Annotated in this window: 24 protein-coding genes; 16 read left to right on the top strand and 8 right to left on the bottom strand. The window is 71.0% G+C overall.

Going from position 1 to position 20,962, the window contains the following annotated elements; all coding sequences use genetic code 11:
- Positions 1-89: 89 nt before the first annotated feature.
- Positions 90-3,497: a family 16 glycoside hydrolase gene (locus tag AB0J74_RS33125; RefSeq protein ID WP_363455192.1), complete on the top strand. Its 3,408-nt coding sequence runs from the start codon at positions 90-92 to the stop codon at positions 3,495-3,497.
- A gap of 92 nt (positions 3,498-3,589) precedes the next feature.
- On the opposite strand, the gene AB0J74_RS33120 is transcribed toward AB0J74_RS33125, so the two are convergent.
- Both AB0J74_RS33120 and AB0J74_RS33115 read right to left on the bottom strand, forming a co-directional pair.
- A complete protein-coding gene (locus tag AB0J74_RS33120; RefSeq protein WP_363455189.1) occupies positions 3,590-4,483 on the bottom strand; it encodes a helix-turn-helix transcriptional regulator in 894 nt (297 codons plus the stop codon).
- Positions 4,484-4,517: 34 nt separating this feature from the next.
- The gene (locus AB0J74_RS33115; protein ID WP_363455186.1) at positions 4,518-4,775 is read right to left on the bottom strand and encodes a hypothetical protein; all 258 of its coding nucleotides are present in this window, start codon (positions 4,773-4,775) and stop codon (positions 4,518-4,520) included.
- Positions 4,776-5,043: 268 nt separating this feature from the next.
- Here AB0J74_RS33115 and AB0J74_RS33110 point away from each other — a divergent pair, with 268 nt between their 5' ends.
- From AB0J74_RS33110 to AB0J74_RS33075, 8 genes are all read left to right on the top strand, one after another.
- A complete protein-coding gene (locus AB0J74_RS33110; RefSeq protein WP_363455183.1) occupies positions 5,044-5,259 on the top strand; it encodes a hypothetical protein in 216 nt (71 codons plus the stop codon).
- Between the two features lie 10 nt (positions 5,260-5,269).
- Positions 5,270-5,518 (top strand): hypothetical protein, encoded by a 249-nt coding sequence (locus AB0J74_RS33105; protein ID WP_363455180.1) that lies wholly within the window; start codon positions 5,270-5,272, stop codon positions 5,516-5,518.
- A gap of 81 nt (positions 5,519-5,599) precedes the next feature.
- Positions 5,600-6,388 carry a class I SAM-dependent methyltransferase gene (locus AB0J74_RS33100; RefSeq protein WP_363455177.1) on the top strand — a complete coding sequence of 263 codons (789 nt, stop codon included), beginning with the start codon at positions 5,600-5,602 and terminating at the stop codon, positions 6,386-6,388.
- Between the two features lie 76 nt (positions 6,389-6,464).
- Positions 6,465-6,695, top strand: a complete 231-nt coding sequence (locus tag AB0J74_RS33095; RefSeq protein WP_363455174.1) for a hypothetical protein — start codon at positions 6,465-6,467, stop codon at positions 6,693-6,695.
- Between the two features lie 39 nt (positions 6,696-6,734).
- The gene (locus AB0J74_RS33090; RefSeq protein WP_363455171.1) at positions 6,735-7,157 is read left to right on the top strand and encodes a MarR family transcriptional regulator; all 423 of its coding nucleotides are present in this window, start codon (positions 6,735-6,737) and stop codon (positions 7,155-7,157) included.
- 9 nt (positions 7,158-7,166) lie between these two features.
- Positions 7,167-7,979: an alpha/beta hydrolase gene (locus tag AB0J74_RS33085; RefSeq protein ID WP_363455167.1), complete on the top strand. Its 813-nt coding sequence runs from the start codon at positions 7,167-7,169 to the stop codon at positions 7,977-7,979.
- Positions 7,980-8,030: 51 nt separating this feature from the next.
- Positions 8,031-8,480 carry a hypothetical protein gene (locus tag AB0J74_RS33080; protein WP_363455164.1) on the top strand — a complete coding sequence of 150 codons (450 nt, stop codon included), beginning with the start codon at positions 8,031-8,033 and terminating at the stop codon, positions 8,478-8,480.
- Between the two features lie 3 nt (positions 8,481-8,483).
- Positions 8,484-9,371 (top strand): hypothetical protein, encoded by an 888-nt coding sequence (locus tag AB0J74_RS33075; RefSeq protein ID WP_363455161.1) that lies wholly within the window; start codon positions 8,484-8,486, stop codon positions 9,369-9,371.
- Between the two features lie 21 nt (positions 9,372-9,392).
- Here the strand turns inward: AB0J74_RS33075 and AB0J74_RS33070 are convergent, their stop codons facing one another.
- Together AB0J74_RS33070 and mftR are read right to left on the bottom strand one after the other, a co-directional pair.
- Positions 9,393-10,649: a M48 family metalloprotease gene (locus AB0J74_RS33070; RefSeq protein ID WP_363455158.1), complete on the bottom strand. Its 1,257-nt coding sequence runs from the start codon at positions 10,647-10,649 to the stop codon at positions 9,393-9,395.
- Between the two features lie 117 nt (positions 10,650-10,766).
- Complete coding sequence (mftR, locus tag AB0J74_RS33065) at positions 10,767-11,372, bottom strand: mycofactocin system transcriptional regulator (RefSeq protein ID WP_363455155.1); 606 nt, start codon at positions 11,370-11,372, stop codon at positions 10,767-10,769.
- Between the two features lie 95 nt (positions 11,373-11,467).
- Here mftR and AB0J74_RS33060 point away from each other — a divergent pair, with 95 nt between their 5' ends.
- Together AB0J74_RS33060 and AB0J74_RS33055 are read left to right on the top strand one after the other, a co-directional pair.
- Positions 11,468-11,620 (top strand): hypothetical protein, encoded by a 153-nt coding sequence (locus AB0J74_RS33060; RefSeq protein WP_363455152.1) that lies wholly within the window; start codon positions 11,468-11,470, stop codon positions 11,618-11,620.
- Positions 11,621-11,701: 81 nt separating this feature from the next.
- Positions 11,702-12,652 (top strand): hypothetical protein, encoded by a 951-nt coding sequence (locus AB0J74_RS33055; RefSeq protein ID WP_363455302.1) that lies wholly within the window; start codon positions 11,702-11,704, stop codon positions 12,650-12,652.
- Here the strand turns inward: AB0J74_RS33055 and AB0J74_RS33050 are convergent.
- Together AB0J74_RS33050 and AB0J74_RS33045 are read right to left on the bottom strand one after the other, a co-directional pair.
- Positions 12,588-13,832: an MFS transporter gene (locus AB0J74_RS33050; protein WP_363455149.1), complete on the bottom strand. Its 1,245-nt coding sequence runs from the start codon at positions 13,830-13,832 to the stop codon at positions 12,588-12,590. The genes AB0J74_RS33055 and AB0J74_RS33050 overlap by 65 nt on opposite strands.
- Positions 13,829-14,296 carry a MarR family transcriptional regulator gene (locus tag AB0J74_RS33045; RefSeq protein ID WP_363455146.1) on the bottom strand — a complete coding sequence of 156 codons (468 nt, stop codon included), beginning with the start codon at positions 14,294-14,296 and terminating at the stop codon, positions 13,829-13,831. Before AB0J74_RS33045 ends, AB0J74_RS33050 begins: the two co-directional genes overlap by 4 nt.
- 64 nt (positions 14,297-14,360) lie before the next feature.
- Here AB0J74_RS33045 and arfB point away from each other — a divergent pair, with 64 nt between their 5' ends.
- The 5 genes from arfB (at position 14,361) to AB0J74_RS33020 (ending at position 18,616) form a co-directional block, all read left to right on the top strand.
- The gene (arfB, locus tag AB0J74_RS33040) at positions 14,361-14,786 is read left to right on the top strand and encodes an alternative ribosome rescue aminoacyl-tRNA hydrolase ArfB (RefSeq protein WP_363455143.1); all 426 of its coding nucleotides are present in this window, start codon (positions 14,361-14,363) and stop codon (positions 14,784-14,786) included.
- Between the two features lie 26 nt (positions 14,787-14,812).
- On the top strand, positions 14,813-15,865 hold the full coding sequence (locus AB0J74_RS33035; protein WP_363455140.1) for an ROK family protein: 1,053 nt from the start codon (positions 14,813-14,815) through the stop codon (positions 15,863-15,865).
- A gap of 68 nt (positions 15,866-15,933) precedes the next feature.
- Positions 15,934-17,205, top strand: a complete 1,272-nt coding sequence (locus tag AB0J74_RS33030; protein WP_363455137.1) for a GTPase domain-containing protein — start codon at positions 15,934-15,936, stop codon at positions 17,203-17,205.
- A complete protein-coding gene (locus AB0J74_RS33025) occupies positions 17,202-17,843 on the top strand; it encodes a hypothetical protein (RefSeq protein ID WP_363455134.1) in 642 nt (213 codons plus the stop codon). The genes AB0J74_RS33030 and AB0J74_RS33025 overlap by 4 nt, the downstream gene beginning before the upstream one ends.
- Positions 17,844-17,890: 47 nt before the next feature.
- On the top strand, positions 17,891-18,616 hold the full coding sequence (locus tag AB0J74_RS33020) for an enoyl-CoA hydratase/isomerase family protein (RefSeq protein WP_363455299.1): 726 nt from the start codon (positions 17,891-17,893) through the stop codon (positions 18,614-18,616).
- Here the strand turns inward: AB0J74_RS33020 and AB0J74_RS33015 are convergent.
- Together AB0J74_RS33015 and AB0J74_RS33010 are read right to left on the bottom strand one after the other, a co-directional pair.
- Positions 18,613-19,815 carry a DNA polymerase domain-containing protein gene (locus AB0J74_RS33015; RefSeq protein WP_363455131.1) on the bottom strand — a complete coding sequence of 401 codons (1,203 nt, stop codon included), beginning with the start codon at positions 19,813-19,815 and terminating at the stop codon, positions 18,613-18,615. The two genes, AB0J74_RS33020 and AB0J74_RS33015, sit on opposite strands and share 4 nt — an antisense overlap.
- A gap of 13 nt (positions 19,816-19,828) precedes the next feature.
- A complete protein-coding gene (locus AB0J74_RS33010) occupies positions 19,829-20,818 on the bottom strand; it encodes an NADPH:quinone reductase (RefSeq protein WP_363455128.1) in 990 nt (329 codons plus the stop codon).
- Positions 20,819-20,962: the final 144 nt, after the last annotated feature.

Raw genomic sequence — 20,962 nt, 5'->3', positions numbered from 1 at the left:
GCCGCATTGACGGATAGATATGGACAGCTGGCCGGAAGCCACCTACCGTGTCCGCAACCCGCTCGTCCCTCTACCGTCCCGGAGGAACAGTGAGCTCCCGTTTACGCACCCTTTTCGCGGCCACCGTCCTGTTGGCCGGCGTGCTCGTCGCGCCGGCCGCTGCCGCGGCCGCCATCCCTCCCCAAGAGCCCGGTGTCACCCTGCGCGTATTCGACGTGCAGGTGCCCCTCGACAAGATCTGTGTCCTGAAGCCCGGCCAGACGCCCAATGTGGACAAGCTAATGCCCACCATCAACTGGACGTCGACCACCGACTTCGGAGGGTTCAGCGACAACTTCGTCAGCCAGGTGATCGGCAACATCAACATCGCGACGGCCGGCAGCTACACGTTCCGGCTCAGCAGCGACGACGGCTCCCGGCTCACGATCGACAGCACCGTGGTGGTCGACCATGACGGGCTGCACAGCGCCAGCCCGCCCAAGGAAGGCACCATCAGCCTCAGCACGGGCTACCACTCGCTGCGGATCGACCACTTCGAGCGCGCCGTCGACCAGCAGATCACGCTGGACTGGCGTACCCCCGGGTCGTCGGCCTTTGTTCTGGTGCCCAACAGCGTGCTGTCGACCGACGCCGGTGTGGTGCGGGTGACCGCGCCGGGCCGCAAGGAGTGCGAGGGCATCACCGATGCGCCCGGCGACGGGCTGCCGCTCAACGCCGTGCACCCAAACTACACGCTGACCAACCTGCGGCCGAGCGGTTTCCAGCCACAGGTGTCGGCGATGGACTGGCTGCCCGACGGCCGGCTCGCCATCACCACCTGGGGTGGCAGCGACACCGTCGTCGGCGAGGTCTATCTGCTGTCCAATGTGACCGGTGCGACCTCGCCCGCGCAGGTGACCTACCAACGGATCGCGACCGGCCTGCGCGAGCCGATGGGCATCAAGTACGTCGACGGCAAGCTGTACGTGTCGGAGAAGCACCGGCTGGTCGAGCTGAACGACACCAACGGCGACTGGGTCACCGACAACTACCGGCAGGTGGCGACCTGGCCCTGGGGCGGCAACTTCCACGAGTTCGCCTTCGGCCTGCTCTACCAGGCGCCCTACTTCTACCTGAACCTGTCGATCTCGATCAACTACGGCGGCGCCACGACCAACCCGCAGCCGGCGCCCAACCGCGGCACGACGATCCGGGTCGACAAGAACACGGGCGCGGTGCACTACGTGGCCGGCGGCCTGCGTACGCCCGATGGCATCGGTTGGGGTCCGGAGGGTGGCATCTTCGTCACCGACAACCAGGGTGACTGGCTGCCGTCGTCGAAGCTGGTGCACATCAAGCAGGACCGGTTCTTCAACCTCAACATGAACCCGCCCGGCCCGTTCCAGAGCCAGCCCGTCACCCAGCCGGTGCTGTGGATGCCGCAGAACGAGATCGCCAACTCGCCGAGCACGCCGGTCATGGTGCAGTCGGGTCCGTTCGCCGGACAGATGCTGATCGGTGACGTGACCTACGGCGGCCTGCAGCGGGCGTTCCTGGAGAAGATCAACGGCGAATACCAGGGCGCGCTGTTCCGGCACACCCAGGGCCTGGAGATGGGCGTGCTGCGCACCTCGATCGGTCCGGACGGCGCCATCTACGTCGGCGGTCTCGGCGCCGACGGCAACTGGGGGCAGGAGGGCAAGCTGAAGTACGGCCTGCAGAAGCTGACCCCCAACGGCGGCAACGCGTTCGACATCCTCGCGATGCGGGCGATCGCCGGCGGGTTCGAGATGGAATACACGCAGCCGCTGTCGGCCGCGACGATCGCCTCGCTGGCGACCGAGTTCACGGTGAAGCAGTGGCGCTATGTCCCGACCCAGAACTACGGCGGCCCGAAGGTCGACGAGCAGACGCTGACGGTCTCCTCGGCGACCGCGTCGACCGACGGCCGCAAGGTCACCCTCAAGATCAACGGCCTGCAATCCGGTCGCGTGGTGTACGTGCGCTCGCCGCGCCCGTTCTCCGCCGCGAACGGCCAGTCGTTGTGGAGCACCGAGGCCTGGTACACGCTCAACGCTCCGGTCGGCGGGCCGCAGCAGCCAGGTGACGTGCTCGAGGCGGAGTCGGCCGTGCTCTCGGGCGGCGCGGCGGTGGCCACCGACCATCTGGGTTACACGGGCTCCGGCTTCGTCGCGGGCTATGGCACCCAGGGCGCGACGACGACGTTCTCGGTGCCCGCGGCCGCCGCGGGTTCCTACGACGTCAACCTGCGCTACTCGAACGGTCCGAACGGCGGCACGGGTACGAAGACGGTGTCGCTCTACGTCAACGGCACCAAGCTGCGCCAGACGCAGTTGCCGTTCACCAACAACTGGGACACGTGGGCGGTCAAGACCGAGACGGTGACGCTCAACGCCGGCACGAACACGATCGCGTACCGCTACGACGCCGGTGACATCGGCAACGTCAACCTGGACAACATCTCGGTCACCGGTGGCCCGGGCGTCAACCTTGCCCTGAACAAGCCGGCGACGGCCGACAGTTCCTGCAACGCCGACGAGGGCCCGGCCAAGGCGGTCAACGGCAGCGTCACCGGTGGCAACACCGACAAGTGGTGCTCGCTCGGCGCGACCAGGTGGATGCAGGTCGACCTGGGTGTTGCCGCAACGGTCAACCGAATCGTTGTCAAGCACGCGGCAACCGGTGGCGAGAACGCCGCCTGGAACACCCGCGACTTCACCCTGCAGGTCGCGACGAACGGCACGTCGTGGTCAACGGTGGCAACTGTGACGGCCAACACGGCGGCGACGACGACCCACACGTTCACCGCGGTCCAGGCCCGTTATGTGCGGCTGAACGTGCAGACCCCGGCCAGCGACGGCAACGCGGCGGCGCGGATCTACGAGGTGGAGGTGTACGGCTCGTCGTCGGCCCCGACCCGCACGGTCTTGTTCGACGGCACCGCGGCGTCGATGACGGCGAACTGGCAACACACCGACGGCCGCACCCCGACCTGGACCATCACCGGCGGCGGCATGCAGGTCAACGGCGGTGACATCCGGACCCGGGCCAGCTACGGCGACTACAAGCTGCACGTGGAGTTCTGGCTGCCGCAGTACGGCCCGGAGGTGACGGGCCAGGCCCGCGCCAACAGCGGGGTCTACCAACAGGACCGCTACGAGCTGCAGGTCCTGGACTCGTTCGGCGACACCTCGCTCGGCAACGACGAGGCAGCGTCGATCTACCAGAAGAAAGCGGCGGACGTGAACGCCGCGACCGCCCCGCAGACGTGGCAGACGTACGAGGTCACCTTCCGCGCGGCCCGCTACAACGGCACCACCAAGACCGAGAACGCCCGCATGACCGTGGTCTGGAACGGCGTCACGGTGCACAACAACGTGGCCGTCGACGGCCCGACAGGCGGGGGAGCGGCCGAGGCCAACACCCCGGGCCCGATCCGCCTACAGGACCACACCAACCCGGTCCGCTACCGCAACATCTGGATCGAACCGGCGTAACCGAAGTGTCGGGCGCCGGGTTCACTGGACCCGGCGCCCACCGGTCCCGCAGCATTTCCACAGCCGACTCCGGAACGCTCTCGTAACAGCGGTCAAGCGGGGTCAGGGCCAGGGTGCCGTCCACGCAGGCGGTCCAGGTAGTGCTCGAGATGCCGCTCGAGAATCGGCTCGATGTCGGTGGTGGACTCCCGCTCGTACTCGTCGAAGACCTGCCGGTAGAAGGCGGTGTCTCTGCGGCCCTGGGTGGAGATCGCGGTGTTGAACAGGTCTATCTCGACGGACACGTCGTCGGCCAGGACGAAACCGTGCACCGGAGGAACGATGATGTCCGCGTCGGCTGGGATCAGACCCAGAGTCACATTGTCTTGTTTGGCGGCATCACGCAGTCGTTGGATCTGTGCGGGCATGTATTCCGGTGCCAGGAACCGATTGCTGAGCACCGTCTCGGTGATGATGAAGTGGAAGGTGCGGGTCGGGTCGGCGAGGATCTCTTGACGCGTTACCCGTGCCGAAACGGCTTCGAGGATCGCGGCGGCCGACGGGGCGGCCCCGTCGGCGAGGATGAGCCGCTGCATCGGCGTCAGCACCGCTTGGATGTAGTCGCTGGTCTGGAGCAGCCCGGGGATGACCGTCGGCTGGAAGACCCGCAATGTGCGGACCTCGGCTTCCATATCCGCGACGTCTCGTTGCCGGATGGCCAGCGAGGGTGACATCGGGCGCCAGTCGGTCATCTGATTGTGTGCCTGCTCGGCCAGCTCGGTCAGGCGAACGACGACGTCGTCGGGAGCGTCGAGTTCCCGCGCGATGCGCGCCACGTCGGCGGGATCGGGCAGCCCGACACCGTTCTCCAGCCGCGAGATCTTCGGCTGGCTCATCCCGACCCGCTTGGCGAGCTGGCGACCGGTCAGATTCATCGAGCGGCGCATGCGGGCGAGCGTGGCGCCCAGGGAGTCTTCTGGATCGGAGGCGCCGGATGTGATGGCCATGCGGCGCCCCCTCGTCGTTTGGGACGGGACGTCGTCAGGAGACGGTGCGGGCTACGTTTGCCAGGAGCTCGGCGGGAATCTCCACGAGCAGTTCGCCCTCGGGCAGAACCATGCCGGCGCGCTCGGCGGTCACCGCATAACCCTGGACAACCACCGTGCCGCGATCACTTCGGTAGATGGTCGGGCAGGAGCCGGTGCTGCACAGCGCGGCTATCGTCTGCAGCCTCAGGTCGCCGTGAGACGGAATTTGACCTGACGGGTCGGCATTTGTCGTGTTTTTGGGCCTATTCACGGGCCCTGATTCTTGATTCACCTAGCCGGCATCGTCAAGCAACGCCGCTCCTTCGTCATCCTTTCGAGACCGTCCTGCGGGACCGCCACTGTGGATGAAGCGGTCTGCCAGTGTGCGAGATGGACGATACCACTCAGCCATATGGCACTCTAGGTCTGCTTTGAGCGCTTGAATTCGCGCCCTATGAATAATGCATGTGACCTTGAATCTTGATCATGAATAGTGAATCCATCGCGCACGCTCGGCCCAGCGATGTGGGGTGATCATCGTGAGTCTTGCGGATCTGTGGAACTCGCTCAGCGACCATCGCTACCTCTATCTGGCCTTCGCCGTGCTGGTCGCGCTCATCGCCCTACGGTGGTTGCGGCGCGCCTTCGCGCCGATCGGGCCCGTCGTGCAAGCGCTGGCGGCCGTCGTCGGTGTCGCGTTCGCCTTCGGCATGGTGTTCGTCGTGGTCGTCGCCGCCGTCGTGAGTGGAGTCTGAGGAGGTTGGTATGGAACACATCGCGCTCATTGCCACGGTCGGCTCGTTCATCGGGTTTGTCGTGCTGGTCGAACTCGCCGCCGCGGTGTTGCCGGTGGTGATCATCCTGGCGTTCGTGCCGCCGCATGAGCGGGCCGGGCTGGCCGAGCTTGTCGGGGCCGCCGACGGGTCCCGGCGGCTGCGGGTCGGTCAGGCGCTGTGGATCGCGATGGTGGCGCGCCGCACCACTCGTACGCGGGACGCCCTCGCCGGTCGGTGAGAGTCGGGTGGGTGACGGATGCGAGAGTCGTTCACCCGAACGAGGGGTGATCGATGGTGGTCAGCGGATACTGTTGCCGGCGTGGTGCCGGAACGATGGTCTGAGCGGGACGCCTACGAGGCCTACATGGGCCGCTGGAGCAGGCGGGTGGCTCCGTTGTTCCTGCGCTGGCTCGCCGCGCCCATGCGGCAGCGGTGGGTCGATGTCGGGTGTGGCACCGGGGCGCTGAGCGGTACGGTGCTCGACACCGCGGCGCCGGTCGCGGTGACCGGGTTCGACAGGTCGGCGGAGTTCGTCACCGCGGCCGCCGAGCGGGTCGCCGACCCCCGGGTCCGGTTCCAGGTCGGTGACGCCACCGCGCTGCCGATGGGCGACGGCGAGGTCGATGTCGCGGTGAGCGGGCTCGCGCTCAACTTCGTGAGCGACCCGTCGCGGGCGGTCGCCGAGATGGCGCGGGTCACCGCCGCCGGCGGCACGGTCGCCGCCTACGTGTGGGACTACGGCGAGGGGATGGAGATGCTGCGGTATTTCTGGTCCGCCGCCACAAAGATCGACCCGGCCGCGCCCGACGAACTCGACCGCTTCGCGGCCGTCTGCCGGCCCGATCGCCTGCGGACCCTGTGGAACCAGGCGGGGCTGACCGGGGTGACCGTCGACGCCGTTTCCACCGCCACCACATTCACCGGGTTCGACGACTTCTGGACACCGTTCCTCGGCGGGCAGGGCCCGGCGCCGGGTTTCGTCGCCCGGCTCGAACCCACCGACCGCAACCGCCTGCGCGACCTGTTGCGTTCCCGGCTGCCGGTCGCGCCGGACGGCTCGATCCGGCTCACCGCCCGCGCCTGGACGGTCCGCGGCGCCGCCGGCTGAGCCACGCGATACCGCCGCTCCACCATTCGAGACCGCACCGCGCGCCGGTTCGTGGCCAGGGGCAAAATCCGGTCAAATGGGGGTACGGCATCCGGCGGCGCCGGGCAGTGAACGGGGGCGGGGCACCATGCAGGCGAGTGAGATCCGTTGGGTTTACCGGCCGCCGAGGAACCGCCGCTCGCCCGAGGCCGGCGTGCCCGTCTTCGGGGTCAGCGCCGCCGACGACCAGGGCCGCGTCGATGTCATCCTCGCCGACGGCACGCGGGTAACGGCCGCGCGGGGCGACCTCGTCGCCGAACCGATGTGAGTAACTTGCATTCCTAACTTAACAAGCTAAGATGGGTCCGTGAAGAACCTCGGACTCGAACTGCACACGTTGGTGTCCCGCCTTGAGCAGGCCGGCGACCGGATCATGCGAGCCGACCACGGGCTGTCGTACCGCCGCTTCATGGTTCTCGTCATGGTCGGCGAACTGGGCGCGTCCACCCAGCGCGCGCTCGCCGACGGGCTCGGCGTCACCGAACCCTCCGTGAGCCGGATGGTCGGCACCCTCGCCGACAGCGGACTACTGAGCGTGTTGCCCGACCCCGCGGGCGGCAACCGGCGCCGGATCGCCCTCACCGACGCCGGCCGGCACCTCGTCGACCGGGCCGGCTCCGACCTCGTCCAGCGGCTCACCACGTTCGTCGAGTCGACCGGCGTGCCGTTCGACACCTACTTCGCGCACACCCAGCGGCTCAACGCCGCGCTGACCGACACCACCTCTTAGGACGGCATCATGCCCACCACACTCGCACCCGACGGCACCCGGATCACCTACGTCACCAAGGGGACCGGCCCGGGCGTCGTCGTCGTTCCCGGCGCGCTCAACGATGCCAGCGACTACGCCGCGCTGGCCGACGCGCTCGCACCCACCTTCACCGTGCACACGATCGAGCGTCGCGGCCGGGGCGGCAGCGGGCCGCAGGGCGACGACTACAGCATCGAGACCGAGTGCGCCGACCTCTCGGCCGTCCGCGCGGCCACCGATTCCCGGTTCGTCTTCGGGCACAGCTTCGGCGGCCTGGTCGCGCTCGAAGCGGCGCGCCGGGACCCTGAGATCAAAAAGCTCGCGGTGTACGAGCCGGGCGTCAGCGTCGACGGCGGCGTACCGATGGACTGGATCCCCGCCTACCGGCGGTTCATCGAGCAGGGCCGGCCGATGGACGCGTTCGCCACCTTCGCGATCGCCACCGGGCCGGCGGCCGCCCGGCGCAACCCGCGCTGGCTCATGTCGGCCATCCTGCGCATCGTTTTCCGCGGCGAGCACCGGGCGAAGGTGTTCCGCTTGCTCGACGCCAACCTGCGCGAGCACCAGGAGGTCGGCCGGCTCCACGACAGCTACCCCAACTATCGCGAGGTGTCCGCGGACGTCCTGCTGCTGGCCGGCGGCAAGAGCAAGCTGCCCTATATGGACGCGGCCTTCGAGCGGCTCACCGAGGTGCTGCCCGCCGCACGGGTGCACACGTTCCCGAAGCTCGACCACTTCGGCCCCGACCAGCGCGGCCCGGCCGAGGTGGCCGCTACGGTGGCCGCGTTTCTTCTCGACTGACGGCGCCTACACTCAGAGCCTTCGATACCACGTACCCTGGGGAGGCCTTACGTGTGGTTTCGGCGGATAACCCTGACCGCGGCGCTGCTTGTCGCCTCGACGGCCGTCGCCGTGACGCCGGCGGTGGCGGCCGGCGCGCCGCGGCTCAGTGACTTCGACCTGCGGCCGGCGTCCAACGCGATCGCGCTGACGCAGCGGGTGCAGGAGCTCGACGCGGAGCTACCGAAGCTGGGTGTGCAGAATATCCTGGCGCAGGCCAGCCGCGACGGCAACGCGATGTCGGGGCAGGGCGCGATCTGCAACCCCGGCGCGGTCGACAGCAAGGAACGCAACCTCAACGCCGTCTACAGCTTCTGCTTCGACGCGGCCGACAGCGGCACCAACGGCGGCAACGTCGAATGGACGCCGCAGGGCATCACCACGGTCGCCGACGCGCAGGAAGACCAGGCCTGGGGCTCGGCCCAGCCGCTGGTCGTGAGTTGGTACAACGACGACTCCTAGCAGGTGAAAGGCACCCGGGTCACGTTCATCGACCCGTGGAGCGGCGCCTACCAGCACGTGCTGCTGGCCTACCCGTTCCAGAACGACTCCGGCAACGCCACCTACATGAGCCTGCGCAACAAGCAGGACTCCACCGGCGGCTCGCTGCACGCGGGCGGACTGGCCTGGTATGGCAACTATCTCTACGTGGCCGACACCCGGCGCGGCTTCCGGGTCTTCGACCTGCGCTACATCTTCGACCTGCAGGCCGCCGGCGCGAAGGGCAACACCACCGACAAGACGAAGATCGGCCGGCAGAACGGGGTGTTCTACGGGCACGGCTACCGCTACGTGATGCCCGAGGTCGGCGCCTGGACGAGCAACGCCGGTGAGGTCGGCGACGCGAGCACCTGCACGGTCGACGGCTCGCCGCACTTCTCCTTCGTCGGCCTCGACCGCACCGGTGTCGACCACCTGACGACCGGCGAATACTGCGACGGCGCGGCCAACGGCAACGACCCCGACAGGTACGGCCGGGTCGCGAACTGGCCGCTCGACGGGCTCAACGGGCTGCCCGCGATCTCCAGCGACGGGCGCTGGAAGGCGACCAGCGCCTACCGCCTGCCGGTGCCCAACGTGCAGGGTGTCGTCGCGCACGGCAGCACCTACTACGTCAACCGCAGCCACGGTGAGGACGTCGCGACCCAGAACGACAACGGTGACCTGCTGAGGTCGACCGCGCCGAGCGGCACGACGGGCGTGCTCGGCACGCCGGTGCGGCGCACCGCCCCGGTCGGCCCCGAGGACCTCTCCTACTGGTCGGGCTTCATGACGTTCGGCGACGTGCTGTTCAGCGTGACCGAACACCCAGGCCAACGGATGGTGTACGCGACGCCGGTCTCGGCGTTCTGACGGTTGCGGACGCTGGCGCCCTCACATCTCGTACTGCTCGGCGAGTTCGTTGCGCAGCACCTCGGCGTAGGGCGCCAGTTCCCGCACGATCGTCGCCCACTCGGCGTCGCTCACCGTCACCGTCGCCGGTGTGCTCGCCAGCGTCGACACGAACTGGTGCCGGCGGCCGGTCGACGGGTGGCTGCTGAACAGCGACGCCTCGGTGCGGATGGTGAGCTGGCGCAGCCGGGCGGTCTGGACGCCGTCGTTGCGGGCGCGGTTCTGGGTGATGCGTTCCTGCCAGTCCCGCAGTGCGTAGCCCTTGCGCGTCGCGCCGCTCACCACGCCCCGGTAGAGCGGCAGGGACGCGGTGGCGTCCAGGAGCCCCAGCGTCGCCGTCCGTCCGGCGACCCGCACGGCGAGCAGGTCGGCCTGTTGCTCCGCGCGCCGGTCCTCGCGGGCGGCGACCACGCTGATCGCGGCGTGCACCGCGAAGAACAGCCAGGACAGCAGGCCGGTGAGCAGGCGCCACAGCTCGTAGACGATCAGGTAGAGACCGAGGAATTCACGCTCGAAGCCGGACACCCGGCTGGGCCGCAACCCGCTCGCGATGTGTCCGAAGGTGACCCGGGCCGGTCGGGTCAGCGTCCGCCGCCACGAGTCCCGGTTGACGAAGTGCCCGAACTCGTGGCCCAGCAGGGCGATCAGCTCCGCCCGGTCGATGCTGGCCACCAGCGGGATGCCGAGGACGAGGATGCGCCGCTGGCGGACGCCGGCCACCGTGGTCCACGCGCCCCAGAGATCGGCGTCGACGCCGACGAGGTCGGGACGGGGCGCGCCGGCGGCGGTCGCGACCCGCTCGATCAGCGCGTGCAGCGCCGGTGCCCGGTCGGGAGCGAGCCGATAGTGTCCCTTGAGGACCTTCTTGACCCGGCCCAGCCGCGGGCGCACGGCGAGCACGACGACGAGCAGCAGCAGACCCAGCGCGACCGGGCCGGCGATGAGGAGCCAGAGGGCTGCCAGCAACGTCGCCGCCGGCACCGCGACGAGCACCGCCGAGATGCCGACGAGCAGCACGAACGCCCGACCCCGGCCCGGGCGGACCGGTTCGCCGGTGGCCAGCAGCCGGTCGGCCCGGAAGCCGGCCCGGTGGTCACGGGTGCGGATGGAACGATAGAACCAGGTGGCCCGCTCGAGCGGAGCGAGCGCGTCGAGATTCCACTCGCAGCGCTCGCACCATGGCGGCTGGTCCTCCTCGACGGCCAGCGGCACGGCACAGGCAGGGCAGGTATCGGTCACCGGCGAAGTCTGACCGCCAGATGATCATGGATCAATCGGCCGAAGGGCCTAGGAGTTCGTCACTGTCGATGATGCGCGAACTCCGGCCGGGTGGGGTGGATCGTCCGGCCGACGGCGTCACGGGCGGAAACCGTTGTCCAGCATGGCCAGCGAGGTCTCCAGCAGCTCGGTCAGATCGGCGTCGTCGTGCCGCAGCCACTGCTCGTAGGCGGACAGCGCGACACCCAGGAGCGCCCACGCGATCGCGCTCGGCGCCGGGCTGTCGGCCGGCACACCCAGGCGGCGGGCGGCATATTCGGCGACCACGTCGCGCCAGGCCTGGTAGCGCAGGGTGGAATGGGCCTGCAGCGCCGGCACGTCGAGCAGCAGCCGCATCCGCTGCCGGTGCCAGGGGACCTCTTCCGGTGGGAGGCGGTTGAACTCCACCACCGCGCGCCGCAGCGTGTCCATCAGCGGCACGCCGTCGGGTGTCTCGTCGAGGTGGGCCCGCATGTGCTCCAGTTGCTCGTCGAAGTCGCCCCAGGGCAGGTCGTTCTTCGACGGGAAATAGCGGAACAGGGTACGCCGCCCGATGCCCGCGGCCGCCGCCACGTCGTCGACGGTGGTCGCCTCGAACCCGCGCTCGGCGAACAGGCGCAGGGCGATGAGGCTCAGCTCGGCCCGCGACGTCGAGCGCCGCCGACCGAGGCGGGTCCCCGCCGCCGGGTCGTCCCAGGAACCCACAGGTCGCCGCCCTTCTGTTTCGGCGCCGGTGCCAGAAGTCCGGCTCCGCTGGCGGAGCCGACACCCGTCCTATGGCGACCCCACAGGAGCATGCCATGAGCGACGCATCGACCGTCATAGACGAGTGGCTCAAGGCCGCGGAAATCAACCGCCGATCGTCGCTCGCCGGCTTCCACTATGGAACATCGACGGATCCGCAGGGGACGCCCCATCCGCGGCGGCTGCCGCCCACGGTGCGGAAGCCATGACCGCCCGCGGCGCGACTGAGATAAGCGTTAATAAGCCACACCTCACCCGCGTGGGGTCGGAAGAATTCCCGTGTGGTGATCATGCTGCCCTGGCCGGTGGCGCCGACCCTCGCCGCCGGCGCCGGGGTCAGCCTCCTGGGCGCCGGCCGGCACGCGTGGTCGGGACCCTCGCCGGACGCGGCTCTGCGCTCCCTCGGCGGGGTTTTCCCCGAACTCGTCGCGGTGGATCTGCATCCCGGCGACCCGGCCCGGGTGTGGGCGGCCAGGTCGGGCCTGCCGGTCCGCGCGGTGGCCCAGCACCACGCCCTGGTCGCGGCGGTCCTGGCCGCGCACGGCCTTGGCCCGGACGAGCAGGCGATCGGGTTCGCCTTCGACCGCGGCGGCTACGGTCCCGACGGCGCCACCTGGGGCGGCGAGGTGCTCGTCGCCGGCTACAAGGGGGCCCGCCGTTTCGCGCACCTCGGCTACGTCCGCTGCGCCGGCACCGCCCCCGACCGGCCTCACCGCGCGGCGCTCGCGCACCTCCGCCATGCGGGCATTCCCTGGGACCTCGACCTCCTCCCGGTCCGCGCCTGCTCCAACCGCGAGCGGCGGGTGCTGGCCCGGCAGTTGGAAACCGGCTACGGCTGCACCACCACCTCGAGCCTGGGCCAGCTTCTCGATGCCATCGGTTCGCTGGTCGGTCGGGGCGAGGGATCCGGCCCGGCGGCGCACGTCGCGCTCGGCGACGCGTACCCGATGGACGGGTTGGATCCTGGGCCCCTGGTTCGGGCGGTCGTCGACGACGTCCGCGGCGGCGTGCCGGCGGAGAGCGTCGCCGCTCGGGTGCGCGGCACTGTCGCCGCCCTGGTCGCCGAGCAGGCGCGGCGCTGTGGGGGAGAGACCGGGCTCGACGTGGTCGTGCTGGCCGGTGACGTCTTCGACGACGCCGCGCTCACCCTCGCCGTCCGGGACGCGTTGCGTGGGTTCACGGTGCTGGCCGGGCGGCCACCGCTGGCGCTGGGACAGCTGCTGTGCGCAGCGGCCGGATGAGGGTGGCGAGCAGCGCCGTACCGGCGACGCAGGTGAGGCCGCCGATCACCAGGGCCGCGCTGCCCGACGTGGCCGAGGCCACCAGGCCCGCCCGCAGGTTGCCGACCTCCGGCCCGGCCACGCCGACGACGTGTTCGAGGGCGGCCACCCGACCCAGGTAGGCCTCGGGCGTTGCCGACTGCACGACCGTGCCCCGCGCCACCACCGCCCAGGTGTCGGCGGCACCCGCGAGCGCGAGGCAGCCGAGCACCGCGGGCAATGTGGCGACGAACCCGGCCAGCGACAGGCCCAAGCCCCAGACTCCGCCGCAGGCCAGGAGCAGCAGGCCGGGCCGGGCGTGCCGGGTGGACAGGCCGGAGAACAGCGAAGCGAGCGCGCCGCCGACGCCGATCGCGGTCAGGAACAGCCCGAGGGTCTTCGGTGAGCCGCCGAACTTCTCCTGGTTGACGACCGGGAAGACGGCGACCGGCATGGCGAGCAGGGTCGCGCACAGGTCGGCCAGCAGCGCCCCGGCGACGGGGCGGGTGCTGACCGCGAAGCGGATGCCGTCGCGGACCGCCCGAACGCCGGCCGCGCCGCCCGGCGATCCGGTCACCCGCGGCAGGCCGGCGATGCCGACCAGCGCCGCGCCGAACGAGACGGCGTCCACCACGAAGCACGCGGTCGTGCCGGACACCGCGGTGAGCAGACCGGCCGCGGCCGGTCCCAGCAGCATGGCGAGTTGAAACGACAGATGGTTGAGGGCGAGACCCGCGGCCAGCCGTGGCGGCGGCAGCAGCACCGGGGTGAACGCGCGTAGCGCTGGGTAGGACAGGGCCGACATCGCGGAGTGCAGCGCCGCCAGGATCAGCATCAGCCAGACCGGGCCGGCGGTCACCGCCGTCACCGCCATCAGCAGGCTGGTCGCCAGCAGGCCCCAGGTCGCCCGGGTGGCAAGGCGCCGGCGGTCGACGTGGTCGACGAAGGCACTGCCGAGCAGCGCCACCGCCACCAGCGGCACGGCCGTGACCAGGCCGATCAGCCCGACCAGGGTCGGGTTGTGGCTGCGGTCCCAGACGTAGAAGACGACGGCGAACCCGCCGAACTGGCCGCCGAAGCCGGACAGCGTCGTGCCCAGCCACAGCCGGCGGAAGGTCGGGTGTTCCCGCAGCGGGCGCAGGTCGAGAAGGGCGCCCCTCATCGCTCGAAGTTGGCGCGTAGCCGGTCCCGGAACGACCGCCGCTCCAGCGCCCGCCGGATGTCGTCGACCACCCGGGTCAGCGGGTAGGGCAACTCGGCCTCGAGCTCGCGCACGCTCGTCTCGGTGGCTCGCCACTCGGCCGCCAGGAACGGCACCAGTTCGCGGCCGCGGGCGGAGAGCTTGATCCGCCGGGTACGCCCGTCGACGTTGTCGGCGTCGTCGACCAGGCCGGCCCGGCGCATCGCGGCCACCGTCTGGCTCATCGCCGAGTGCGTCACCGCGACCCGGGTGGCCAGTTCCTGGATGGTCGACGGCTCGTGCCGGGAGAGCTGGATGAGCGGTCCGACATACCGGGTACGCACGTCCGCGATGCCGGCCTCCGCGTAGAGCGCGGCGATGTCGCGGTCGAGGTCGTGCAGGAGCGCCCAGACCGGGCCCCAGTGGCTGCTGTCGAGAAGGTCCACGAGGACCGATGTAACAGCACTTATATAAGTGCTGTCAAACCCGAACCGGATCTATCCTGGCCGCATGGCGCCCCTGACGATCAGACCCGGCGTGGAGATCCCCGAGGCCGAGCTGCGGTGGCGCTTCTCCCGCTCCTCCGGCCCCGGCGGCCAGGGGGTCAACACCACCGACTCCCGGGTCGAGCTCTCCTGGGATCTCGACGCGACCACCGCGATCGGCCCGACGCTCAAGGAACGCGCCCGCGAGCGGCTGGCCAGCCGCCTGGTCGACGGCGTGGTCACGGTCGTCGCGTCCGAGCACCGCGCCCAACTGCGCAACCGGGAGGCGGCCCTGGCCCGGCTGGCCGACCTGGTCGCCCGGGCGATCGAACCACCGCCACCGCCACGCCGCGCCACCCGGCCGTCGCGCGGCGCGAAGGAGCGCCGCATCGCCGCCAAGAAACGCCGAGGCGAGATCAAACGGCTCCGGCGTCCGGACGACGGCGGCTGAGCGACCACCGTGGCAGGATCGTTTTCATGAGCGAGAGCGTGCGGGCGGTCGAGGGTGATCGCTGGGTGGTCGTCGGCCTCGACAACGGCGGCAATGCCAACAACGCGACCGTGCTCGACTCGGCCGGTGACTTTCTCGTCGAGGGCCTGCTGGAGAGCCCGAGTCGGGTGAAGGAGGGCCCGACCATCGCCGTCGAGTCGCTCGCCGAGGCGTTCGAGAACGTGCTCGCCGCGACCGGCGTGCCGCGCGCCGCGGTCCGGGCCGTCGGGCTCGACACGCCCGGGCCGGCCAGTGCCGACGGCGTGATCTCGGCCAAGGGTTCGACCAACTTCGTCGACCCGGCCTGGCGCGGCTTCGACGTGCGCGGCGCGCTCGAAGAGCGGCTCGGCCTGCCGGTGGTCTACAACAACGACGGCAACGCGGCCGCGCTCTACGCGCATCACGTCCATTTCGGGCTCTTGGGGTCGAGCCGGTCGTCGGTCTCGGCGATCGTCGGCACCGGGCTCGGCGGCGGCGTGATCGAGGCCGGCCGGATCGTCTCCGGCGCCGCCGGCATGGCCGGCGAACTCGGCCACGTGCACATCCCCATGGAGGGGTTGCTCGACGGTGACCAACCGCTGCCGAGTTGCAACTGCGGCTTCTTCGGCGACGCCGAGAGCGTTGCCTCGTTGACCGGCATCGAGCGCAACCTGTTGCCGCACTGGCTGGCCAGATACCCCGACCACCCGCTCGCGGCCGAGGGCTCGCTGGCGACGGCGGCCAAGCTGGTCCGCGGTCTGGGCGAGGCCGGCGACCCGCTGGCGATCAAGATCTTCGAGCAGCAGGCGACCGCGATCGGGCGGCTCTTCACGATCGCGGCCAACTTCACCGACCCGGACGCGTACTTCGTCGGCGGCGGCGTGGTGCAGGCGTCGGCGGCTTTCGGGCAGTGGTTCCTCGACGTGGTCCGCCAGCACACCCACCTGCGCGCGGAGCAGCAGAAGGTCGCCGCGTTCGCGCTGGTGCCCGACCTCGACATGGCCGGCGCCCGCGGCGCCGCCCTCGCCGCCCGCCAGGCGCTGCCCCGCAGCACCACCTGACCCGCGTCCTGCCGATCAGGACACGGCCTGGGGACGTATCACGGCGGAGCACCCGTACTCCGTCTGGCATGGATCTCATCGCACTGGCCCTTGTCGCGGTCGCCGTGATGGCGGTCGTCGTGCTGGTCCGGCGCGGCCGCCGGCCGTCGAAGCCGGCCGCCGCACCGCCGCGCGGCGACGACGGCGTGCCCACCTTCCGGGTCGTCACGCTCGGCCCGCGCGGTTCGGGCAAGACGCTGCTGCTCGCCAGCATGTACCACCAGATGCAGACCTGGGGTGGCCGCGGCTACTTCCTGGCCGCGCCGCGCGAGCAGGTGGCGCTGCTCAACCACTGGTTCACCGAGGTCGAGGACCCGGGCCGGGACTGGCCGGCCGGCACCGCGACCGCCGACACCCGCGAGTTCGCCTTCGACGTGCGCACCCGGGGCGGGTCCGGCGGCCTGCACACCGTGCTCAAGCTGGTCTACCTCGACTACGCGGGCGCGCTGCTGACCCAGCCGCCGGAGCCCGGCTCGACGCTCTGGAAGGACCTCGACGACCGCATCGAGGCGGCCGACGCACTGGTCGCGGTCATCGACGGCCATCGGGTACGCCAGTGGATCGACGGCAAGCGCGAAGGCCGGATGGGCCTGCAGCACGCGCTGACCGCCATGATCAGCCGGATGCTGGTGGTCGAGAAGCCGGTCACCTTCGTGATCACCAAGTGGGACCTGCTGCGCGACATCGACGTCGACGAGGACAGCCGGCTGCGTACCGTGCGCAAGCTGTTGATGTCGAACCAGGGTTTCCGCGACCTGGTGCAGGAGCACAGCGGCCGCCGGGTGGTGCGGCTGGTGCCGGTCTCGGCCGTCGGCCCGGCGTTCGCCGAACTCGACGAGTCGGGCGCGATGACCAAGCTGCCCGACGGGCTGCTCGAACCCACCAATGTGGACGTGCCTATCGCGGCCGTCGTGCCGGACGTGTTCGAGCAGATCATGCTCCGCCTCGACCAGGCCAAGCTGGCGGCCGAGTTCGACCGGTTGCGGCGGCAGACCCGCCGGCCGCCCGGCGAGGCGTTCGCCGACCTCGGCGCCACGCTGATCCGCTCGACCAACCGGGTGATCGGCGCGCTCAACCCGATCTACTCCTCGCTGGTCGGCCTGGCCGCGGCCGACCTGATCCGGCGCCAGGAGCAGACCGCGGCGGCGCACGAGGCCAACGTGAGCCGGCTGCTCGACGACGCCGAGTCGCACATCGAGGAGTTCCAACTCGCCCAGCGCAAGGTGATCCGCGAGTTCCGCAGCCGGGTCGACGTGCTCGAAGGCCGCCTGTCCAGCTCGCGCCTCGGTGGCACGCCGTGACCGCCACCGACGCGTGGCCGGCGGCGGTCGCCGCGGGCCGGCGGCGCGACTACAGCACGGTGCTGGCGCCGGACGTGCTCGCCGACGGCTACGGCGTGCTTGTCGAGGCGCTCAGCCCCGGCCCGGTCGGCGGGCCGCCGCGGCTGCGCACGCTGGGCGGCGGGCGCTTCACCGTCGCCTACGTCACGCACGCCCTGACCACGGCCGACCTGGGCGAGCCGGGCGCCCCGCGCCCGCTGCGCGACGAACAGAGCAGACCCCTGCTGATGATGTGCGGCCTGGTGCGCGCCGGCACCACCAGCACGCCGCCGCGAGAGTCCGATCTGGACGGTGCGCGGCGGGTCGCGCTCGCCGCCTACCGGCACTTCCTGGCCGGCGAGGAGGCGTTCCGCGCCCTCCCGTCCCGGGCTGTCCCGGTCGACTGGCCAGGCGGCGTGCCGGCGGCGACCCCCGCCCGGGACCGCCGGTTCGGTCGGGCCGGCGTCGCGGCGGCGCTGGTCGTGCTGGTCGCGCTCGTCGGGTGGTTCTTCCTGCGATCGGGCGGTGAGACAGCGCCGTGCGCGCCCGCGACCGCGGTGGTCGTGGCATCACCGGCACCGGCGACCTGCCCGCCGACGACCGGGAAGCCGGGCCGGTAGGGCGGTGCCTGGACCGGCCGCGGCGACGGTGCGATGATCACCCGGTGATGGCGGTCGAGGAACGCGGTGCGGTGTCCGTCGTACGGATCGAGAACGGGCCGGTCAACGTGCTCGGCCTGGACACCCTGCGGGAGCTGGCGGCGACCCTGGACGGCCTGACCGAAGCACCCGCGGTCGTGCTCACCGGTGCCGGGCGGGCGTTCTCCGCGGGCGTCGACCTCAAGCTGCTGCTCGACGGCGGCGAGTCGTACACGCGCGAGTTCCTGCTCGCCCTCGGCGGCGTGTTCCGCACGGTGTTCGAGCATCCCCGGCCGCTGGTCGCCGCCGTCAACGGGCATGCGATCGCGGGCGGCTGCGTCATCGCCGCGGGCTGCGACTACCGGTTCATGTCGGCCGGCACGATCGGCGTCGCCGAACTGCTCGTCGGCGTGCCGTTCCCGGCCACCGCGCTGGAGGCGATCCGGTTCGTCGCCGGCCCCCGCACCGCGGCGCTCGTGCTCACCGGCCGGACGCTGAAGCCGAGCGACGCGCTCGCGGTCGGGCTGGTCGACGAGGTGGTCGAGCCCGACGCGTTGCTGGACGCCGCGCTCGCCCGGGCCGAGGCGTTCGCCGCGATCCCCGCGGCCAGCTTCACGATGACGAAGGCCGCGCTGCGGGCCGACGCGCGCCGGCTGATGGCGGCCGACGACATCGACGGGGTGATCGAGGTCTGGAACAGTGCGCCCGTCCGCGCCGCGATCAGCGGCTATCTGGAGCGGCTGGCCAGACGCTAAGAACCCGCGCCCGGCGCCCAGGGGTTGTAGTCGACCTCCAGCGGCTCCTGCTCGGGCCGCTCGGCCTCGGGGACGTGCTGGAGGTTGACCCGGATCCGGTACCAGATCGAACTGCGCCCGCGCATGCCGTCGACCAGCACGTCGGCCGGCTGGAGATAGCCGACGATGGCGGCGTGCCTGGCCTTCCAGCGCTCGAGGCCGGCCAGCGACTCGTCCTTCGTCTTCGACCGCGCGATCTCGATCAGTGGCATGGTCGACTGCCGGCGGCCTTCGCCCTTCGGCGGTTTCTCCGCCGGGCCCAGCCGGCGGGCCAGGTCGAGCAGCGGCTCCAGCGAACCGCTCGACGAGTCGATGCCCGCCCACGGGTCGCCCACCTCGACCCAGCGGTCGAGCACGGTGGGCACGGTGAAGTCGGCCGGCCGGCAGTCGGGCACCTCGGCCCAGGTCAGCGGCGTCGACACGCGGGCGTCGGGGACCGGGCGCACAGAGTAGGCCGAGGCAACCGTGCGGTCCTTGGCGTTCTGGTTGAAGTCGACGAACACGCCTTCCCGCTCCTCTTTCCACCAGCGGGCGGTGGCCAGGTCGGGCACCCGGATCTCGACCTCGCGGGCCACCGTCTCGGCGGCCAGGCGCACGTCGCGGTAGCTCCACTTCGGCTCGATGCGGGCGTAGATGTGGAAGCCCCGGGAACCGGACGTCTTCGGCCACGCCGTCAGGCCGTGGTCTTCGAGCACCTCGCGGGCGACCAGCGCGACGTCGACGATCTGCCCCCACTCGACGCCCGGCATCGGGTCGAGGTCGATCCGCAGCTCGTCGGGCCGGTCGAGGTCTTCCGCGCGGACCGGGTGCGGGTTGAGGTCGACACAGCCGAGGTTGACCACCCAGGCCAGCCCGGCGGCGTCGCGGACCACGGTCTCCGCGGCCGAGGTGCCCGACCGGTAGTGCAACTCGGCCACCTCGATCCAGTCGGGTCGCTTGGCCGGCGCGCGTTTCTGCCAGATCGCCTCTTCGGTCAGGCCCTTGACGAAGCGCTTGAGCACCATCGGCCGCCCGGCCACGCCGCGCAGCGCACCCTCGGCCACGGTCAGGTAGTAGCGGACCAGGTCGAGCTTCGTGTGGCCGGCCTCGGGGAACACCACCCGGTCGGGGTTGGTGATCGTCACCTCGCGCCCGGCGACCTCCAGGGTTTTCGACGCCACAGCTCCACCCTAGTCAGGCGAGGTCGGGGTCGACGGCGATCAGGACCTTGCCGACGGCGCCGCCTTCGACGGCGTCGTGGGCGGCGGCGGTCTCCTCCAGCGGGAAGACCGTCGTCGGCAGGGACGTCAGCAGGCCGGCGGTGAGGGCGCTGGTGATGTCGGCGGCCGCGTCGCGGAACGCGAGGTCGGGCATCGTGTAGAGCAGCACGAAGCGCAGCACCAGGTTGCGGCTCATCAGCTCGCGGACGACCAACTGGAGCGGCTGCGGCTCGGCGGCGTAGCAGCAGATGATCGCGTTGGGCGCGGCGACGTCGAGGTCGAGACGCAGGTTGCTGGCCGGCGCCACCTCGATGAAGCGGTCGACGCCCTCGGGCGCGACGGCGCGGATCTGGTCGGCGGCGTCGGGCGCGCGGTAGTTGACCACGTGCCGGGCGCCGGCGTCGCGGGCCAGTGCCATCTTCGCGTCGCCGGACACGGTGGTGATCACCGTGGCCCCGGCGGCGAGGGCCTGCTGGATGGCGAAATGGCCGACCGCGCCGGCGCCACCGGCGACCAGCACCGTCTTGCCGTCGATCGGGCCGTCGGCGAACAGGCAGCGGTGCGCGGTCACGGCCGGCACGCCCAGGCTGGCGCCGAGTCGCATCGACGCGTTGTCGGGCAACGGAACCGCCTGGTCGGACGGGATGACGGTGAACTCGGCGGCGCTGCCGTAGGGGCGGCGGTAGGCGGCCATGTAGAGCCAGACCCGCTCGCCGACGCGGGCCGGATCGACGCCCGGGCCGACCTCGTCGATCACGCCGGAACCGTCTTGGTCGGGCACCTGGAAGTCGGTCGACCGGGGCAGCGGCACGGTGCCGGAGCGGGACTTCCAGTCGGTCGGGTTGACGCCCGAGTAGGCGACCCGCACCCGCACCTCGCCCGGCCCGGGGCTGGGCGTCTCGATCTCTTCGATCCGCAGCACGTCGGCGGCCGGGCCGTGCTCACGGTAAACAGCAGCGCGCATGGTGGTCAGCTTAGCGATGGGGTCAGACATCCATTGACTTGAATAGTAAAGTTTCCTAAGCTTTTGGCCACCTCGAGGACCACCGGCGGGACACCCCTCCGCCAGCACCGCGTTCACCCGTCCCGGCTCCACGAACAAGCGTGC

This window comes from Asanoa sp. NPDC049573 (assembly GCF_040676615.1).
Lineage (GTDB): Bacteria > Actinomycetota > Actinomycetes > Mycobacteriales > Micromonosporaceae > Asanoa.
Note: the sequence above shows the minus strand (reverse complement) of the source record. Positions and strands in the feature narration are given on the sequence as shown.

What these genes read in the sequence shown, in the direction of transcription:
- AB0J74_RS33120 (WP_363455189.1), bottom strand. Translation starts at nt 4,483, where the DNA reads ATGGCCATCACATCCGGCGCCTCCGATCCAGAAGACTCCCTGGGCGCC.
- AB0J74_RS33105 (WP_363455180.1), top strand. Translation starts at nt 5,270, where the DNA reads ATGGAACACATCGCGCTCATTGCCACGGTCGGCTCGTTCATCGGGTTT.
- AB0J74_RS33095 (WP_363455174.1), top strand. Translation starts at nt 6,465, where the DNA reads ATGGGGGTACGGCATCCGGCGGCGCCGGGCAGTGAACGGGGGCGGGGC.
- AB0J74_RS33085 (WP_363455167.1), top strand. Translation starts at nt 7,167, where the DNA reads ATGCCCACCACACTCGCACCCGACGGCACCCGGATCACCTACGTCACC.
- AB0J74_RS33060 (WP_363455152.1), top strand. Translation starts at nt 11,468, where the DNA reads ATGAGCGACGCATCGACCGTCATAGACGAGTGGCTCAAGGCCGCGGAA.
- AB0J74_RS33055 (WP_363455302.1), top strand. Translation starts at nt 11,702, where the DNA reads ATGCTGCCCTGGCCGGTGGCGCCGACCCTCGCCGCCGGCGCCGGGGTC.
- AB0J74_RS33050 (WP_363455149.1), bottom strand. Translation starts at nt 13,832, where the DNA reads ATGAGGGGCGCCCTTCTCGACCTGCGCCCGCTGCGGGAACACCCGACC.
- arfB (WP_363455143.1), top strand. Translation starts at nt 14,361, where the DNA reads ATGGCGCCCCTGACGATCAGACCCGGCGTGGAGATCCCCGAGGCCGAG.
- AB0J74_RS33035 (WP_363455140.1), top strand. Translation starts at nt 14,813, where the DNA reads ATGAGCGAGAGCGTGCGGGCGGTCGAGGGTGATCGCTGGGTGGTCGTC.
- AB0J74_RS33030 (WP_363455137.1), top strand. Translation starts at nt 15,934, where the DNA reads ATGGATCTCATCGCACTGGCCCTTGTCGCGGTCGCCGTGATGGCGGTC.
- AB0J74_RS33020 (WP_363455299.1), top strand. Translation starts at nt 17,891, where the DNA reads ATGGCGGTCGAGGAACGCGGTGCGGTGTCCGTCGTACGGATCGAGAAC.
- AB0J74_RS33010 (WP_363455128.1), bottom strand. Translation starts at nt 20,818, where the DNA reads ATGCGCGCTGCTGTTTACCGTGAGCACGGCCCGGCCGCCGACGTGCTG.